We start from the raw sequence: 17,388 nt of genomic DNA on the forward strand, positions 1-17,388 counted from the left end.
ATATCATTATGTCTTGAGCTCATAATTTTTAAGTATATTAAATTTTTATAAATGTTCAATTGCAAACTATTGACTTGTGAATTGCACTTCACTTCTGTATAAGTTTACCATACTGCATTAAAGTTACACTGCATGTTTAAGAAAAACTTGCCTAATTTACTGACAATTTCTCGTGCGCTTGCAATGCCAGCAATAATGTTAAGTTTTTATATAGAAAATAAGTATGCAAACTTGATTACAATATCAATCTTTATATTTGCATGCATTACAGATTTTTTCGATGGTTACCTAGCGCGCGCATGGAAAGTACAATCAAAATTTGGCAAGCTATTTGATCCAATTGCTGATAAATTAATAGTGGTCTCAACAATAATCATGTTAGTTTATAAACACAAGATAAATGATTTCACAATAGTACCATCAGTCATAATCGTCTGTAGAGAGATATTAGTTTCTGGTTTACGGGAGTTTTTAATAGCTACAAATGTTAGCCTGCCTGTAAGCAAAGCCGGAAAAATCAAAACATTTTTGCAGATGGTTGCTGTCGTAGCACTAATAATGGGTGATTATGAAACAGCTCAACATGTAGGTGCAATTTGCCTATGGATTGCAGCAATTATAACTGTGTGGTCAGGCTATAATTACGTCCTAGCTGGAGTCAAACAAATTGGCTGAATTTCTTGAAAAATAATTAATATACAAATGGTTAAGGTTTTAACAAAATTGACTAAGTAATTGAAATCCTGTATAATATATTAGTTTATAAGTCAATAGGATTGATATGACATATGAAGTGGGTAATAGCACATTCTACGTAGCAAGTCCTACAGCAGATGGCTATGAAAAAGTCAATGGTCATGAAGAAAAAGCTAGGAAAGAACTTGAACAGGAGTTATCAATACTAAACAAAAAAGAAGCAACAGAAAAAAGGAAGAAGCTCGAACAAGAACTGTTAACGCTAAAAAAAAGAGAGCTATATAGACAATGTGTATCATTGGTCACAATGGCTCCATTTGCATTGCTGATGGCTATTGAGCTGGAAAAAGTATGTAGCAATCAGGTATTGCTTGGTGTTATAAGTGGTGCATTAAGTCACACTATATTGCCTTTCACAGTCTTATCTCTTATCTGTACACTATATTTAATCTATAATAACAGGAAAATAGCCGAAAAAGAGCGAGAATTGAAAGATCTTGAAGATGGAGAAAAAGCAGAGAAAAAAGGGCATGATCTTCCTAGTGTAAGCGAGTGTTTGGTCTATATCGAAGCCATAACAACTGCACTCGTTATTGTAGGTATGGCACTAGGTGAAGTATCTTCTCTTGAAGTGGCAGAAGATGCAATTTTATTCCTTGCCAATGCAATTGCTTTTCTTACAACTCTTTATTCTTATATTGATGAGCATAGAAAAGACAAGAAAAAGGAAACAGAAAAGCCTAATCTTGATGAGAAATCTCAAGCAAAAACTAGCAATATGTCTATGGCTGGATTAGCACTTGCTGGTGCTTCTGTATTCCTAATAAGAAGGATACTGTTAATAGCACTGGCATCTTCGTTAAGTCCTGCTGTAGGACCTACTTTAGGTTTGATAGGCATTGCGCTTTTTATGGTTATACAGGTACTGACTATATATTCCCATAGCAAGACGCTAAAAGACCCAAAAGTGGAAGAAAAAGGTCCTAGACATATTAACACTGTCCCAAGTGTAGTAAATAATAATGGTAGCCTAAACCAAGAAGGACCGTCGTCTTGTTTACAATAACTTTGTGATAATCTCAGAAATTTGTTTATTTAGATGAGATTTGGTCTATACTTTATTTTGATCAAAAAAAATCTTATGTATAAGACTCTAATCATGTGCTTTACTCTACTGATTTGCTCCTTTACACAATCCTATGCAGGCGATCTTGAAAAGACTGAAACTGAACTATATGAGGAAGCAGCCAAACTTTTTGATCAAAAAAAATATAAACAAGCCATCAGAGCTGCTCAAAGAATAGAGGAATTGTACCCTTTTTCTAATTGGGCAATGAAGGCAAAATTGTTGTCTGGTGTTTCCCACTATAACATGGGTAACTACAGCGGTGCTGCTAGTGATATGGATGATTATATACGCATTTATTCAAGTGGTGAAGATTTACCGTATGTGTATTACTTAAGGGTCCTATCTTATTACATGCAAATCAATAAAGTTCAGCTTGGACAACAAACTGCATATAAAACTTTAGAGTTGGCCACTGAGTATATTAATCTCTTTCCACAAAATGAACATACAGAGGAGATGAAGGAAAAAGTGAAGCTAATCACAGAGCATATATTAGCAAAAGAATACTCCATTGGTAGGTTCTATTTAAGGCGCGGTGAGTATTTAGCAGCAATTAAGCGCTTTCGAAATATAATAAGCAACCAAGATTCTAGCTACTTTTCTGGGTCTGTGAACTATTTAATCACAGCCCATTCAGCTCTTGGTCTTGACTTCGAAGCTGAGCAGTATGAAAGTATATTAGCAGAGAAACTCAAAAGGAAAGATGAAGTTCTGGGCGAAACCTGAAAATTTGCTTTAGCTTTCTCCATGTCTTGGTATATAATCAAGCTTTTAACTATTTGAATATGGCTGGTCACTCACAATTTTCAAATATAAAACATCGTAAAGGTGCTCAGGATGCAAAACGCTCTCAAAAATTCACAAAGCTAATTAGAGAAATAACAGTTGCTGCAAAGCAAGGGCTGCCTGATCCTGAACTCAATCCACGCCTTCGTTCTGCTATATTTGCTGCACGCAAGGAAAATTTACCCAAAGATAAAATAGAGACAGCGATAAAAAATGCAACTGGTGGTGTTGCAGGAGAGAATTATGAAGAAATACAATATGAAGGCTATGGACCCTCTGGCACTGCACTCATTGTCCATGCTCTGACAAATAACCGCAATCGAACTGCTTCTGAAGTGCGTTATATTTTTTCTCGCAGAGGCGGAAATTTAGGAGAAACAGGAAGTGTTAGTTACCTTTTCGATCATGTAGGCTTAATCGTCTACAAAGCAGAGGGCGTAAATTTTGAAGATCTATTCAATCATGGAATCGAATTAGAAGTATTGAATGTTGAGGAAAATAATAAAGAAGGATTACATGTTATAACCTGTGAAGTGAAAGATTTCGGCAAAGTGCGTGATGCCTTTTATGCAAAATTTGGAGAGCCAGAACTTGCTCGTCTTTCATGGCAGCCAAAGGATCTAATTGAAATTAGTGATGAAGAATTAATTGATAAATTATCTAAATTGGTTGAAGAGTTAGAAGATAATGATGATGTCCAGTATGTTGAGGGTAACTTTGCTTTTGCTGGCACCACTTAAATCATGAAATTAATTATATTTATACTACTCTTTACTTTACCATTATATACAACTGGAGCGTCAACAGATCCCTCAGAGTTATTCCAGCACGGAATCAGGAAAAAAAAAGACATGGGTCAAGCTGCCTCGATAACAGAAAGCTCAATATGTAATAGAAAGTTGCTATTCATATCCAGCAATATAAAATCTTCCTTTTTTGCTACGGGAGTTGAACAAGGTTTAGCTCCAAATACAGTAATGAAGTTAATTGATATATATGAAAGCTTCGGTACAAACTTTAAAAAAGATATTGTGCCAGAAAGTAAATTGGAGGTTCTTTTTGAGAGGTCGACTAGCGATCAAAAGACCGAAGAAAAGATTTTGTATACTTCACTTATAACAAACAAAAAAGCCATCAGCTTATACCACTATAAATCACAAAATGGCAAAGAAGAATATTTTAATAAAGAGGGAATCAGCCTAAGAGGTAAAGCTTTTGTAAGTCCTTTAAATGGAGATTTTCGCATATCCTCAAAATTTGGCAATAGAAAGCACCCCATTCGCGGCAAAATTGTTTTTCACAAAGGAGTAGACTATGCAGCTAAATTCGGTGCTCCTATATATGCTGTTGCAGAAGGTGTGATAGAATATATAGGAAATAATGGAGGATACGGTAAATACATAAAAGTAAAACATAAAAATGGATATTCAACCTGCTATGCACATATAAGTAGATTTAGTAATAATATAAAGTCAGGTTCCAAAGTGAAACAAGGACAAGTCATCGCTTATGTTGGTAGCACTGGTGTTGCAACAGGACCCCATTTACATTACGAAGTTATATATAATGGTAAGTATATCGATCCACTCACAATAGCGCATAAAAATGAAATAAGATTGGTTGATTGTGAATTAAAGGAGTTTAAACTATTTGTGAATAAGATAGATAAAATGATCAACAAAGAGGGTTCAGGTGGAAAAGAAGTTTAAAGACAACGTAGACAAGAATACGATAGAAGATAGAAACTTAAGTCAAATCCAGCTTTTTCCCGCATTAATACTAGTGGTAATATTAATAGCAGTACCGCTATCACTGCTTGTGATGTATGATATTCCAGTTTCAATACACAGCAACCTGCTTTCAATGGATGGTATCACTGCCTTAGTGTTAATAATCCCATTTTTAATCCTATTCGTGATCTTATTTATAATTTTACCAACAGGGTTTTTCATCAATAATCCTAATGAAGCAAGAGTAATAGAATTTTTTGGTCATTACATTGGAACTTATTTTAAATCTGGGATATTTGTTACAATCCCGTTTACAAACAAACATGTTATTTCTCTAAAATTTCAAAACATCAGCACAGAAAAAATTAAAGTGAATGATGCAAACGGAAGTCCTATAGAAATCTCAGCAGTGATTGTTTGGAGAGTGAGCAGTCCAGCAAAGGCACATTATAATGTTAATAACTATCATGAGTTTGTTTCTGTACAAAGCGATTCAGTGATAAGAGAACTAGCAAGCAATTATCCATATGACAGCGAAAGTGACGAGGAATCTTTACGTAAAAATTCCGATAAAATTTCAGATGAATTGCGATCAATGCTACAACAAAGACTAGATATTGCAGGGATTGAAATTAAGGAAGCCAGAATATCTCATCTAGCATACTCATCTGAGATTGCGCAAGCAATGTTGAGACGTCAACAAGCACATGCTATCACCTCTGCAAGAAAACACATAGTACAGAACGCCATAAGAATTATCGAGGAAGTAATAGCTCACTTTGAAAAGAATAAAAGCGTACAATTAGACGGCAAGCAAAAAGTTCAATTGATCAACAATTTACTGGTTGCCCTGATCTCTGAACAAGATGCACAACCAACAATTAGTTTGGATAATAATTAGCATAAAAGCCTAACAAATTTGTGATATTTCTTGACTAGTAGACTAAGCAGTATTACAATAAACCATGTACGTTAGGGGTGCTTTAAAAAGCTGAGAGTACATGAGTACAACCCTTTGAACCTGATATTGTTAAAGCAAGCGTAGGAAAATGTATGAATATAAATATTGAAGAATTCTTCGGTTTCATTGCACTAATCACGTCTTTAATTGGGTTATTGCCTCAGGTATATAAAGCATATGCCACTAAACTTACCCGCGATGTATCAATGCTAATGTTAGTAAACTATCTTGTTTGTTCATTATCTTGGATTGGCTATAGTATCTACCAAGGCTCAACTTTTGTGATGTTTAGTAATATTGCTGGATTTGCGATCAGTGTGATATCAATTGTTCAAAAATGTTACTATGATGCAAAATCTGCATGAAGCATTTCATAACCATATACTACACTGTAGTATACAACAGCAATATCGCTCTATTGTGGTACTAAATGGGAAAATACCTGATCTATCGTTTTTCAAACTAGACATACCTATTATTGCTGTAGATGGAGGAGCAAACAGGCTTCTATCAATCGGCGTAAAACCTGACCTTGTAGTAGGAGATTTGGATAGCGTAAATCCGAATTTACACGCTGGTCTAAGTACAGTACATTTGCCTGATCAAGATTACTGCAACTTTTCCAAAGCAATAGATCACTTACAGACAATGAAGTTACTGCCATCAATAATAACGGGTATTACTGGAGGAGCAATTGATCACATATTACAAAATATCAATATTTTTCTCAGTACGGGCAGTATCTTTTATACACCCGCACCTCCTATAGTAGGATATGTCTTAAAAAAAGGTATTATCCATTTTTCTTTGCCTAAAAACACTAAAATATCTTTACTTGGTATACTGAAAGCTCAAGTATCAACTAAAGGATTAAAATGGGAACTGCATCTTGATAAGCTTACCTTTCCAGGAAAGAATTCTTGCTTTAATCGAAGTCTAAGCGATAAAGTATCCATAGAAGTACATAGCGGTATATGTTTAGCAATGGTATATTTAGAAGTAGTAGATGATGCAGGAGCATCTTAAGTTAAGAAGCAAAGGTTAGAAGGGTTAGCTATAATCCTCAACTGTCATGAACATGCTTATTACTGGGAATAGGAGGCTTTACACTTTCCAGGTGACTATCTACTTTCAATTGCTTTCTTAAATTTTGTTTTATTTTTGCTTCGAATTTAAATCCTAACTTTTCGCAGAATTTTTGAAAATATTCTTTTATAACATCAAACAGACTCTTGCCACCATCTTGATAGCTTTCTAGCTCCTTGGGAATAGTAAGTGATAATTTACCTTTTTTATATGTTACACCATTTTTGCCATCTTGAGACTCAAGTGTAAACTTTAGTGAGTTATTCAACTGACATATAACTGCTTCTTTTGGGTCACAATCGTTAGCTAGTAATTCAGTTAGCAATTTAGTGTCTGTTATAGATATTTCGTTATCGGATTTAATGCTAACACAGTTTCTATTGGTACAGTTGATGTGGATAGTACCCTGACTTTGAAGCATTAGTTCATGGGGAAAAAGTGCAGGAGCGAGGACGTTTGTTACTAGCCCTCCACCATAGTAAGAAGACTGATTACAATTAGTAACTAGCTCTTCTAAAATGGGGTCACTTGGAACTCGAGCTTTGGCATACTCAAACATTTCCTTAAAAATCTCCTTTGCAATTGGGCGATAATTATTGTTTTTCTTTACTTCTTCTTTGAGTAGAAAAAATTGCTCTTCGCTGCTGTAAATCTTTTTCCCATATGTATTAGTTCCTTTATCAATTAGACTGTGCTTGAGTTCTCTCCATGAATATTGCTTCCAAGCTCTTTCTATCAACGTGTGAATTGAAGTTTTGTCTATAATTTTCTCATTGATAACAAAATTCATCCTTGGGAAATCCTCATACATAGTTGTACCCGAGTTTGCCCCAACATTACTTTCACTAGCTCTCAATTTGTTAAAATCAAAATCTTTTGCCTGAGTTTTCAATGTCGCTATTGGATCTTTTTTTGCTTCTGTCATAATGTTTGTCCCTGTCAGCATTTTAGTTAATTATACCATAAAGATTACTAATAATTTGATAATAGCGTGTGCTATGTAGACTAAGATTTTTCTTTAATTTAAGATAGACATGGAGTAAAAAGAACCTATGATGAAAGAATCATTAGTTAAAATCGATGCAGTGAAAGTCGAAGATAAGAAAACAGTAAAAGGCTTTTTTAAGATATTAGGTGAAGTGGCAGATACTGTCAGATCATGGATTGGTAATATTAGCCCAGATTTAAGTAATAGTCGCGATGTTGACAGTTTAGTTTCAAAGATGAATGAGTGCTTAAACCCAAAGGGAGGGGAGGTCTCAGCACGTAAGAATACCGTATCTCTTGGTAATCTGTACTTAAGTTTATCAGAGAAAGGTAAAATAAAGTTTCTGCAAACCCTGGTAGAAAAATTTAACCCGAATAAAGCGGAAATAGACGAGAAAATAAAAGAGTATAGGGGAAATCGGAATCCTGAGTTGAACTATAAATTCGAACAGGACCTGGTAAAGATTCTTGAATCACCACGTTCTAAAATATTGAAGCAATTTATTTCTTTACCAGAAGGCCTCAAGTTTATTGTTGATATGCGTTCTGATGTGCTAAAGTTAAGGAATCAACATAAAGAGCTAAGTCGACTAGAAAGTGAATTAAAAAACATACTTCTTCCTTGGGTTGATGTTGACCTACTAGATCTTCATCAAATCACCTGGGATTCACCGGCATCATTATTGGAAAAACTTATAAAATATGAAGCTGTTCATAAAATTTCTTCGTGGGGTGATTTAAAAAATAGACTAGATTCTGATCGTCTTTGTTTTGCTTTTTTTCATTACAAAATACCAAATGAACCTCTAATTTTTGTAGAGGTTGCACTAGCAAACAAGATTGAAAATAGCATTCAACACCTTTTAGACGAATCAGTGCCTGTAAATGATCCAAGCAGTGCAAGCACTGCCATATTTTATTCCATATCAAATACCCAAGCAGGGCTATCCGGAATTAGCTTGGGTAATTTTTTAATCAAAAGAGTTGTGGAAAAGCTGTCGCAGGAGTTTAAAAGTATAAAAACATATGCAACGCTTTCTCCGATACCTGGCTTCACGAAATGGCTAAAAGAAAATTTAAACCAAGATATTACTTTGTTCAATAAGCTAGACATAAAACAATCTAGTGCAGAAATTTTAGAAAATATAGATCAGTTAAAAACTAATATTAAATGCGAAAGTGAAGTTAAACAATGTCTGCTGAAGCTCTGTACATATTACTTGTTAAAGGTCAAAAATAATAGTGGTAGTGCCTATGATCCGGTAGCACATTTTCATTTAAGCAATGGCGCATCAATAAAACAATTAAACTGGATGGCAGACACTTCTGAAAAGGGCATTAGTCAATCAGCTGGAATGATGGTAAATTATCTATATGAGTTGCCTAAAATAGATAATAATCATGAGAACTATATGGTTAGTAAAGCAATTTCCTGCGCAAAGCAAGTGTTATCGATGTTAAAGGAATAATTGCCCTCATGATACTTAAAATGTAAAATAGCTTTACTAAAGTAAAATAACTATCAATGGATAATATAAGGAATTTTGCAATAATAGCACATATAGATCATGGTAAGTCAACTCTCGCTGACCGTTTAATAGAGGAATGTAATGGCCTTGAGGTAAGAGAAATGACCAACCAAGTACTCGATTCAATGGATATAGAACGTGAACGTGGAATCACGATCAAAGCACAAACAGTAAGGCTGAGCTACACTGCAAATGATGGTAATCGGTATTGCATCAATCTCATGGACACTCCAGGTCATGTTGACTTTTCGTACGAAGTTAGTCGAAGCTTAGCCGCATGTGAGGGCTCACTGTTAGTGGTAGACAGCAGTCAAGGTGTTGAGGCTCAGACTCTTGCAAATGTATACAAGGCAATTGACAATAATCATGAAATAATAGTCGTACTTAACAAAGTCGATCTCCCTGCTGCAGACCCAGAAAGAGTAAAACTTCAAATTGAAGAAGTAATTGGCATTGATGCCGACGAGTCAATTTTAATATCAGCAAAAACTGGTCTTGGCATAAAGGATGTACTCGAAGCAATAGTTACAAAACTTCCAGCTCCACAAGGTGATGTAAATGCTCCGCTGCAAGCAATTTTAGTTGATAGTTGGTATGATACTTATCTAGGAGTAGTAATTTTAGTACGAATTAAAAATGGAGTGCTAAAAAAAGGCATGAGAATTGTTATGATGTCTAATAATGCTACATATCAGGTGGATAATATTGGTATTTTTACTCCTAAAAAAGTAATGACAGGTGAACTCTCAGCAGGTGAAGTAGGCTTTATAACCGCTTCAATGAAAGAAGTGGCAGACTGCAAAGTGGGAGACACTATTACTGAAGAGAAAAGACCTTGCAGCGTAGCATTTCCAGGCTTTAAAGAAGTGCATCCTGTGGTATTTTGTAGTATCTTCCCCAATAAAACAGATGACTTTAAATATCTCAGAGAAGCGCTAGAGAAATTACATTTAAACGATGCAAGTTTTACCTTTGAAGCTGAAACGTCAAATGCACTCGGCTATGGATTTCGTTGTGGTTTTCTAGGAATGTTACACCTTGAAGTTATTCAAGAAAGGCTCGAAAGAGAATTTGACTTGGACCTAACTGCAACCGCACCCAGTGTCATATATAAAGTTACTACACAAAACGGCGAAACCCTAAATATTCACAACCCAAGTGATATGCCAGATCCAACAAAAATTGAGATGGTGGAAGAGCCATGGATCACTGCAATTATAATGGTGCCTGACCAATATTTAGGAGAAATTCTATCTTTATGCGAAGAAAGGCGGGGAGAGCAGAAAGATTTATCCTATATTGGTAATACGACAACAGCACTGCTGAAATATAAGTTGCCACTATCTGAAGTTGTTTTTGATTTTTATGATAGGCTGAAATCAATTTCTAAGGGATACGCAAGTTTGGATTGGGAAATTTCCGATTATCAGGCAAGTCAAATAGATAAGCTGAGTTTTTTAATCAATGGAGAACCTGTTGACGCATTAGCCTGCATTGTTCACAAAAATAGGGCAGAAAAAAGGGGACGTGAAATATGTTCGCGTCTGAAAGATTTAATACCACGCCAGCAATACAAAATTGCCATTCAAGCAGCAGTAGGTAGCAAAATTATTGCCAGAGAAACAATTAATCCATACAGAAAGGATGTAACAGCTAAACTCTACGGTGGAGATGTAACGCGGAGAATGAAGCTTTTAGAAAAGCAAAAGAAAGGTAAGAAAAGGTTACATTCTATAGGAAACGTAAATATTCCACATAATGCTTTTATTCAAGCTTTGAAAATAAATGACTAGTATATGGGATATAGCTAAAGATACTCGGATTTACCGACGAAATGTTCCTTTACATAATCATCAATGATTGTCTTAAACTCTTCAAAGATATTATTGCCTTGTAAAGTTTTGAAGTACTTGCCATCTTTATAGACTGCTGAAACAGACTTTTCTCCATACCCAGGCAAGCTGATCCCTAAATTTGCGTGTTTACTTTCTCCAGGACCATTTACGATGCAACCCATAACAGCAATATTCATATGCTCTACACCTGGATTTCTCTTCTTCCAGACCGGTATGCGAGTTTTTATATAATCATTGACTTCTTCAGTCAATATACGAAAACGATCGCTACTTGTGCGTCCACATCCTGGACATGAGCTAACTTGAGGATTGAAGTGGCGCAAGCCTATGGACTGCAATATCTCTTGACACACTGTGACCTCATTAATTCGCGACTCACCAGGACGTTGAGTTAAAGAAGCACGTATCGTATCTCCAATACCATTTTGTAATAAGTAAGTAAGCCCTGCTGTGGTGTTTATCACGCCCTTATTGCCCATACCAGCTTCTGTTAAACCTAAGTGCAAAGCATAGTTAGAAGATTTTGCAAGCGCCATGTAAACTGAGATTAAATCCTGCACTCTACTGACCTTACATGAAACGATTATTTTACCCAAGCCGAGACCAATTTCTTCAGCCTTTTTTGCACTACTCAGGGCTGACATTACAAGTGCCTTGCGCAACATAACGTCAGAGGATTGTGGCTTACTAGATAAAGAATTCTCATCCATCAGCTTTTGCAGCAAATATTTGTCAAGACTGCCCCAATTTACTCCTATTCTGACAGGAAGATCATGTTTTACTGCATATTCTATAACTCTTTCAAATTTCTCATCACGTTTGTTGCCAAAGCCTATATTGCCTGGATTCACCCTGATTTTACCTAGCATTTTGATGTTGTCTGGATAATTTTGAACTAATTTATCCAACTCATATTGCCCGCAGCCTACTAATATTTTACCGTCAAAGCCCTCTTTGTTCACCTCTTCTATTATATAAGGTATTGCTTTCGTTACCTCCTCTGAATTCAAAGCAATGCGTACCAACTCTGAACCCGCATGTGCTAGCTCTACTATTTCTTTCGCATATTGCTTAGCACTGCTTTTTATATTGTCAGGATCTATATACACACCAAGTGCCATAGATTGCACAACTATAGGATTATTGCCACCTATCTTCACTTGCCCAATCCTTACAACATGAGTTTTACGTCTAGAAATAGGTGATAATTCATATAGCTTGTTACTCAAGCTATAATCCACCAAATCTTTATTTAGCATGCCATTAAATCTATTCTGCCGTATCAGCTACACTTCCAAATGAATCCGAGCCATTTGTATTATACTGTGTAACATTATTAAGACCAGCAATAGAATCATGTGAACAAGTCTTTTTTGATTGAGTGTCTTTTATAATAATATTTATAGGAGAAATTTTCTTCCTTCGTGTTGCAGTAATCTTTTTTCTCTCTGGTCGTTCATCTTCATGTTGTCCGCTTTCATATTGAGAGATAGACCCTTGATCTATGAACACAGCTCCCCTCAAACGTGCAATATTAATGCCATGTTGGTTTATCATAGCATCCCCTTCATCGTCAATTATACAGGCTTCTACATCGTTTAGCTCATTATTAAGGATGGCAATCTTTTTTTCCTTTAACTTTTTGGCTAGACTCTCTTTTTTCATGTTAGCATCAGCTCGACCCTGCAACTTTTTTTTCTTTAGAAGTTCCCTACGCTTTTCATACAGCTTATATGACTCAGCAAAATCCTCATCCTCATTAAAGTTTGCACCGCCGGGGTTACCTGGAGGCTTATATTTCTCACTAAGTTTTATTTTAGACTTAGCCTCAACATCATGCACAATAAAGAAGCTAGAAACTAAAAACATTAGTATAAATAAGACTTCAGAAAAAATCTTAAGCATATGGTACTATGAGTAAATATTGTGTTTTTAAAAATAACAACTAACGAACTTTAAGTAAACCAGAATCTTTACTAACTTTGTAATGATTCACATTTGATTAACACAAGTAAATTTTTTAAATATTTATATATGTCTTTCTGACTTATCTAATTCTTGCTTTCTGTTACTGCTTTCCTTCTTATTAACATGTTAATAAAATAGTTGACTTCTTAGCCATTATTATATAGAATTAAATAGTAGATGGCGAGGTAAAAATGTCAGTATTTGAAAAACTTAAGAGACATTTATTAGGAAAACCTAAATCAGTAACAGAGGAACGAAAGAAGTACTTAATAGAAAACCTTAAACATGCTGCTAGAGAATTTGGTAAAGCTGGCACGAGATCTGATCACTCAGCAGTACCAAAGGAGCAGCAGCTCTCCATTGATTTGGGTAATAAAAAAACTTTCGGTATCATAAATAGAATTTTATATTGGATAGAAAACAAGTTTACACATCTTTTCCCACGTTATAATTTATTTCCAGAAGTTGGAGTTGAAGGGAGAAAAATCCCTGGAACTAATACAAAGGTTAAGTATTTAACTCCAGAAGAGCAAGTAGAGCATACTAAAATTGCTTACAAAGGAAAGTTATATGTAGATTTAATGCTAGAAATAGAAGGCAATAAGTTGAAAGGCTTCAAGGGCAAACCATATGATACAACTGGTAAGACTAGTAAAGGAAAAAAAGATTGTGTAGCTTATGTGGTCACACTTGATGGAAAATTGATAACTCATCAACACATTAATGTTAACAAAAGTGAATGGGCTTATCGTCATTCAACTCTCGCAGGTGGTAAACCAGTTTTGTGCTCAGGCCTAATGAAAGTAAAAGATGGCAAGATAACTTATATAGATAATAACAGCGGACACTATAAACCAACATCAGCAAATTTGTACAATGCAGTAAAAAAATTAGAAGGTTTTTTTTCAAAAGATGCAAAAGTTGTTTGCCTACCATATTGGGCCAGCTTGCAAAAACAAATTCCTCTTATACGCAAAATTGTTTTAGCAAAGCAAGAACCGATAAAGGAATTTTTGCAAAAGATAGAGCAGAAAGGAAAAGATGGATTGACTACATATGAAAGACATTTTAAGAGGATAAAAGAATGTAATGAGCAGTATGAACAAAAGTTGCTTCTTGCAAGCTATAAGTCACCAGTACCTATTTCAGACAACGATCTTCAATCAGCAAAAATAAGGGCAATAGCATTCTCGATAAGAGGGTTTGTTGAAGAAATTTGTGGTCATAAGCCAAAAGTCGATATTAAATGCAATAGAAAAACAAGAGAAGCTGTAAGCTTTGATATAATTTTTCACCACGAAAATCTCAGTAGATTTCTTACCTTTTTTAATACCTTAGAATCACATGGATGTGGTTACTTACCACATGTTAAAAAAGATAAATTCATAATTACTATAAACATAGACCAAGCCGACAAGTTAATAAAGGATACCTCACAAACAGGTCGGGTTAATAAATTAATAAAGGACATTTTACAAGAAACAAAAACAATGACAGTAGAACACTCAATAAGAAAGATTATTGGTGCAAATTATGGCCATAAACCAAAAATTGATATTCAATATAATCAAAAGGAAGCTGTAGGTGTGAATATAGCTTTTCGCTATAAAGATGATTGTGATAAATTTATTAAACTTCTAGATCTTAAAAAGCATAGCTATATTTGCATACCTCATCAAGATAAAAAAGCAGTTGATGTGCTTCTTCAATATACAGATGATGAAAAAGACATAGCTACTAAAAAATCAATGCCCAACAAATGTACAGTTTTTATGAGCAAAGACCAGGCTAATAAATTTATAAAGAATACTTTAGAAATTAAGATAGATAGTGTTGAACAACTGGGAAATACAGCAAACCGCCTAATAGCTACCTAAGACCCTTATTTCCCACTCGAGTTCAACATCAAATTTATCCTTTACCGCATCTCTTACCCTGTTGCCAAGGTTTTCCAAGTCAGATGCAGTTGCATTATTATAATTGAGCAGAAAATTACAATGTTTCTTAGAAATCTTAGCTCCACCGTTATTTAATCCTCGGCAGCCAGATTCATCAATCAATTTCCACGCTTGGTAGTCCTTTGGATTTTTGAATATGCACCCAGCAGTTTTTCCTCTTACTGGTTGGCTTTTGTTTTTTTTATCAATAATTTCCTTCATTCTGCTGAGTATCATTTCATGCTCTGAACTTATCCCTTGAAACTCAGCCTCAACAAAAATCCATCGTCCGTTCAAACAATGCTTACGGTAAACATAACCCATTTCTTTGCTGGACAATTCACATAGACTTCCATCTTCTAGATTCACTGCTTTTATCGACTGCACGACACTTGCAATATCACTGCCATATGCACCTGCATTCATTTCTACTCCACCACCAACTGTTCCTGGAATTCCGACTAGAAACTCAAGTCCACTAATCTGTTGTTCTCCGGCAAAATAAGCAAGATTGCTAAGTAGTGCAGCACCACCTGCAACGATAGAGTTGTTATTCTTACGTTTAATATATGCAAATTCCTTACCTAATTTTACCGTTATTCCTCGAATGCCACTATCCCGCACTATTATATTGGATGTTGCACCGATAACACTAATTGGTAACTCAGTGTTCTTAATCAAGCATATTAAATCTTCAATATCACGTGGTTTAAATAATACATCAGCTTGTCCACCAACATTTAACCATGTTACTTTTGACATCAAAACATCACAGCGATAGATTCCACGTACTTTAGGTAAGCTTATAAGCATTTTGATCTCAACTCTAACCCCGCATCCATACCCATTTTTTCCGCATCTTCTATAAACGAAATGCGCTCAGTAAAGTATATATCTTTCTCATCTGCTAACATACAACAAAGATGCAGCATGTTTTCACTCACATATTCTGCTAAAGCTGCAAGCGGTGTAAAGCACGAGCCATTTACTGTTTTCATAAAGCTGCGTTCTGATTTTATCCTTATAAAAGACTTATTATTATTAATTTTCTCTAAAAGACCGATAATTTTCACATCATTTTTTCTACATTGAATGCAAATTGTCCCCTGCCCTACTGCGCTTAACATGATTTTTGGTGACAATACCTCTGTAATTAAATGACATTTTTTTAACCTTATTAATCCTGCTTCAGCTAGAATTATTCCGTCAAAGTTTTGATTCTGTAGTCTAGTTGTTACATTTCCACGCAGTGGTACTATATTCAGATCTGGCCTCAAACTTAGTAGCTGAACTTTTCTTCTTATTGAAGAAGTTGCGATTGTAGCCCGCTGTGGTAAAGATTCAAGACTTTCATACTTATGAGAAAGAAACGCATCGTATGGACTTAGCCTATCTAACACACAAGGAATTGCTAAACCTTTCGAGAAAAATGCAGGCACATCCTTTAGCGAATGAACTGCCATATCTATATTATTCTCGAGCAGTTCAGTTTCAATTTCTTTAAGGAACAGTCCTTTGCCTCCCATTTCGGCTAGGTTTGCATTAGCATATTTATCACCGGAAGTTTTTATTTTTACAATTTCAACAGACAAGTGAGGAAAAGAGTCTAGCAATTTTTGTTTCGCTTCTAAAGCTTGAGCAACTGCAAGGTTGCTTCCTCTGGTACCTATTTTGACTAGCATGTATATAGAGTTATCTTAAAGTAAAATTTTAATTACTTAAGTGAAAAATCAATAGCAAATTCTGAACTTGCTAATATTATCCAAGTAGCTGCCACTGGAACATAGTCTTTACTATAGTAACTTCTAAAATGAATGATGGATACTCTTTTGGTATACACAAACTACTCAATGCTAATACCAATTCCCATTACACGGGGAGCAAATAAACAATGATGCCACTTTACCACGCTATGCTACTTGCTTGGGCATGGGCCTTTTTTTCGTTATTGTCCTATGTAATGGGAATTGGTATAAGATACTAAGTTAAAGAATTTTCAAACTAGACCCTAATAAAAATAGGCAAACTTTTTTTCTAATTTATAGAAAAAATTACTTCCATTTTTTTTAAACTTGATTATAATTATAGTTGAAGGTATTTTTAGAGCTCAAAAATTTACTTTTGTCTGCAGACTTTTCATTAAATAACTAAATTCAGTAAAAGGTCTATCTATTTCAACAAAGGGCGTGTAGGTGCACATACATCTCTGCACTTTTCCTGAATCTTTCTTTACAGGAGGGCTATTATCTCCAGCATTCTAAACTACGCTTACAGTTAGCTTAAGCTTTTTATAGGCTTAAGCGTCAATACATCATAAAAAAAACAAAAGGCGCCTATGGCTTTTAACATTAGACAGCAAACTTTACGCACTAGTATGGGGTCTTTTTGTCTTTTTTTATTTAGTAAATTTCTTAATATATATAGCTAAAGTAATTAAAAAGCCTGTACAGGACTGAAAAACGAACCAGATCCCAGTCGGCTACTTGCATGACACCCTATAGTACTGAAATGACACCACTTGTTGTAAAAACAAATGTCTGTTCACAAATTGCAACCAACTATAAATATTAAGAAATTTACTAAATAAAAAAAGACAAAAGACCACAGAACAGCTAGTTATTTACTATCTCTGTCAAGTATTGGACTTTTTGCTGCCTTGTAACGCTTTATAGCGTGCTGAGCTTACAAAACTTAGATGTAGATGAAGTTTTATCAAGATATAC

General features: G+C 35.0%; 16 protein-coding genes and 1 riboswitch. Of the genes, 11 read left to right on the plus strand and 5 right to left on the minus strand.

All coding sequences use genetic code 11. The annotated features are described in order from the left end of the window. The first annotated feature begins 132 nt into the window (after nt 1–132). From pgsA to HF196_RS05745, 8 genes are all read left to right on the plus strand, one after another. Nucleotides 133–675, plus strand: coding sequence for a CDP-diacylglycerol--glycerol-3-phosphate 3-phosphatidyltransferase (pgsA, locus tag HF196_RS05710; RefSeq protein ID WP_168456207.1), 543 nt, complete (start codon nt 133–135; stop codon nt 673–675). 106 nt (nt 676–781) lie between these two features. Beyond that, nucleotides 782–1,762 carry a hypothetical protein gene (locus tag HF196_RS05715; RefSeq protein ID WP_246198555.1) on the plus strand — a complete coding sequence of 327 codons (981 nt, stop codon included), beginning with the start codon at nt 782–784 and terminating at the stop codon, nt 1,760–1,762. Between the two features lie 75 nt (nt 1,763–1,837). Then, on the plus strand, nt 1,838–2,551 hold the full coding sequence (locus HF196_RS05720; RefSeq protein ID WP_168456208.1) for an outer membrane protein assembly factor BamD: 714 nt from the start codon (nt 1,838–1,840) through the stop codon (nt 2,549–2,551). A 59-nt stretch (nt 2,552–2,610) separates the two neighbouring features. After that, on the plus strand, nt 2,611–3,351 hold the full coding sequence (locus HF196_RS05725) for a YebC/PmpR family DNA-binding transcriptional regulator (RefSeq protein WP_168456209.1): 741 nt from the start codon (nt 2,611–2,613) through the stop codon (nt 3,349–3,351). A gap of 3 nt (nt 3,352–3,354) precedes the next feature. Next, a complete protein-coding gene (locus HF196_RS05730; RefSeq protein WP_168456210.1) occupies nt 3,355–4,320 on the plus strand; it encodes a M23 family metallopeptidase in 966 nt (321 codons plus the stop codon). Then, entirely contained in the window at nt 4,304–5,242 is a 939-nt protein-coding gene (locus HF196_RS05735; protein WP_168456211.1) for an SPFH domain-containing protein, read from the plus strand. Before HF196_RS05730 ends, HF196_RS05735 begins: the two co-directional genes overlap by 17 nt. 63 nt (nt 5,243–5,305) lie before the next feature. Beyond that, a riboswitch (TPP riboswitch) is annotated at nt 5,306–5,406 on the plus strand. Continuing rightward, nucleotides 5,395–5,667 (plus strand): SemiSWEET family sugar transporter, encoded by a 273-nt coding sequence (locus tag HF196_RS05740; RefSeq protein ID WP_168456212.1) that lies wholly within the window; start codon nt 5,395–5,397, stop codon nt 5,665–5,667. (Overlaps the previous riboswitch by 12 nt.) Then, nucleotides 5,651–6,328: a thiamine diphosphokinase gene (locus tag HF196_RS05745; RefSeq protein ID WP_168456316.1), complete on the plus strand. Its 678-nt coding sequence runs from the start codon at nt 5,651–5,653 to the stop codon at nt 6,326–6,328. The genes HF196_RS05740 and HF196_RS05745 overlap by 17 nt, the downstream gene beginning before the upstream one ends. 37 nt (nt 6,329–6,365) lie before the next feature. Here the strand turns inward: HF196_RS05745 and HF196_RS05750 are convergent, their stop codons facing one another. Beyond that, entirely contained in the window at nt 6,366–7,313 is a 948-nt protein-coding gene (locus HF196_RS05750; protein WP_168456213.1) for a hypothetical protein, read from the minus strand. A 127-nt stretch (nt 7,314–7,440) separates the two neighbouring features. On the opposite strand from HF196_RS05750, the gene HF196_RS05755 reads away from it, so the two are divergent. Both HF196_RS05755 and lepA read left to right on the plus strand, forming a co-directional pair. Next, the gene (locus tag HF196_RS05755) at nt 7,441–8,844 is read left to right on the plus strand and encodes a malonyl-CoA decarboxylase (protein ID WP_168456214.1); all 1,404 of its coding nucleotides are present in this window, start codon (nt 7,441–7,443) and stop codon (nt 8,842–8,844) included. A 56-nt stretch (nt 8,845–8,900) separates the two neighbouring features. Continuing rightward, nucleotides 8,901–10,697 carry a translation elongation factor 4 gene (lepA, locus tag HF196_RS05760; protein WP_168456215.1) on the plus strand — a complete coding sequence of 599 codons (1,797 nt, stop codon included), beginning with the start codon at nt 8,901–8,903 and terminating at the stop codon, nt 10,695–10,697. 14 nt (nt 10,698–10,711) lie between these two features. Here the strand turns inward: lepA and ispG are convergent, their stop codons facing one another. Next, nucleotides 10,712–12,019: a flavodoxin-dependent (E)-4-hydroxy-3-methylbut-2-enyl-diphosphate synthase gene (ispG, locus tag HF196_RS05765; RefSeq protein WP_168456216.1), complete on the minus strand. Its 1,308-nt coding sequence runs from the start codon at nt 12,017–12,019 to the stop codon at nt 10,712–10,714. Between the two features lie 10 nt (nt 12,020–12,029). Next, nucleotides 12,030–12,665 carry a TRP75-related protein gene (locus tag HF196_RS05770; RefSeq protein WP_168456217.1) on the minus strand — a complete coding sequence of 212 codons (636 nt, stop codon included), beginning with the start codon at nt 12,663–12,665 and terminating at the stop codon, nt 12,030–12,032. Nucleotides 12,666–12,919: 254 nt separating this feature from the next. On the opposite strand from HF196_RS05770, the gene HF196_RS05965 reads away from it, so the two are divergent. Continuing rightward, a complete protein-coding gene (locus HF196_RS05965; RefSeq protein WP_246198559.1) occupies nt 12,920–14,605 on the plus strand; it encodes a hypothetical protein in 1,686 nt (561 codons plus the stop codon). On the opposite strand, the gene murB is transcribed toward HF196_RS05965, so the two are convergent. Then, nucleotides 14,591–15,478 (minus strand): UDP-N-acetylmuramate dehydrogenase, encoded by an 888-nt coding sequence (gene murB, locus HF196_RS05780; protein ID WP_168456218.1) that lies wholly within the window; start codon nt 15,476–15,478, stop codon nt 14,591–14,593. The two genes, HF196_RS05965 and murB, sit on opposite strands and share 15 nt — an antisense overlap. Next, complete coding sequence (hemC, locus tag HF196_RS05785; protein ID WP_168456219.1) at nt 15,469–16,347, minus strand: hydroxymethylbilane synthase; 879 nt, start codon at nt 16,345–16,347, stop codon at nt 15,469–15,471. Before hemC ends, murB begins: the two co-directional genes overlap by 10 nt. Between the last annotated feature and the right edge of the window lie 1,041 nt (nt 16,348–17,388).

The organism is Wolbachia endosymbiont of Ctenocephalides felis wCfeJ, from assembly GCF_012277315.1.
In the GTDB taxonomy this organism is placed as follows: Bacteria; Pseudomonadota; Alphaproteobacteria; order Rickettsiales; family Anaplasmataceae; genus Wolbachia.

Excerpts from the sequence above, each read along its gene's own strand:
- hemC (WP_168456219.1), bottom strand. The coding sequence starts at position 16,347 with ATGCTAGTCAAAATAGGTACCAGAGGAAGCAACCTTGCAGTTGCTCAA.
- pgsA (WP_168456207.1), top strand. The coding sequence starts at position 133 with ATGTTTAAGAAAAACTTGCCTAATTTACTGACAATTTCTCGTGCGCTT.
- HF196_RS05770 (WP_168456217.1), bottom strand. The coding sequence starts at position 12,665 with ATGCTTAAGATTTTTTCTGAAGTCTTATTTATACTAATGTTTTTAGTT.
- lepA (WP_168456215.1), top strand. The coding sequence starts at position 8,901 with ATGGATAATATAAGGAATTTTGCAATAATAGCACATATAGATCATGGT.
- HF196_RS05755 (WP_168456214.1), top strand. The coding sequence starts at position 7,441 with ATGATGAAAGAATCATTAGTTAAAATCGATGCAGTGAAAGTCGAAGAT.
- HF196_RS05740 (WP_168456212.1), top strand. The coding sequence starts at position 5,395 with ATGAATATAAATATTGAAGAATTCTTCGGTTTCATTGCACTAATCACG.
- HF196_RS05730 (WP_168456210.1), top strand. The coding sequence starts at position 3,355 with ATGAAATTAATTATATTTATACTACTCTTTACTTTACCATTATATACA.
- HF196_RS05750 (WP_168456213.1), bottom strand. The coding sequence starts at position 7,313 with ATGACAGAAGCAAAAAAAGATCCAATAGCGACATTGAAAACTCAGGCA.
- HF196_RS05720 (WP_168456208.1), top strand. The coding sequence starts at position 1,838 with ATGTATAAGACTCTAATCATGTGCTTTACTCTACTGATTTGCTCCTTT.
- HF196_RS05745 (WP_168456316.1), top strand. The coding sequence starts at position 5,651 with ATGCAAAATCTGCATGAAGCATTTCATAACCATATACTACACTGTAGT.
- murB (WP_168456218.1), bottom strand. The coding sequence starts at position 15,478 with ATGCTTATAAGCTTACCTAAAGTACGTGGAATCTATCGCTGTGATGTT.
- ispG (WP_168456216.1), bottom strand. The coding sequence starts at position 12,019 with ATGCTAAATAAAGATTTGGTGGATTATAGCTTGAGTAACAAGCTATAT.
- HF196_RS05965 (WP_246198559.1), top strand. The coding sequence starts at position 12,920 with ATGTCAGTATTTGAAAAACTTAAGAGACATTTATTAGGAAAACCTAAA.
- HF196_RS05725 (WP_168456209.1), top strand. The coding sequence starts at position 2,611 with ATGGCTGGTCACTCACAATTTTCAAATATAAAACATCGTAAAGGTGCT.
- HF196_RS05715 (WP_246198555.1), top strand. The coding sequence starts at position 782 with ATGACATATGAAGTGGGTAATAGCACATTCTACGTAGCAAGTCCTACA.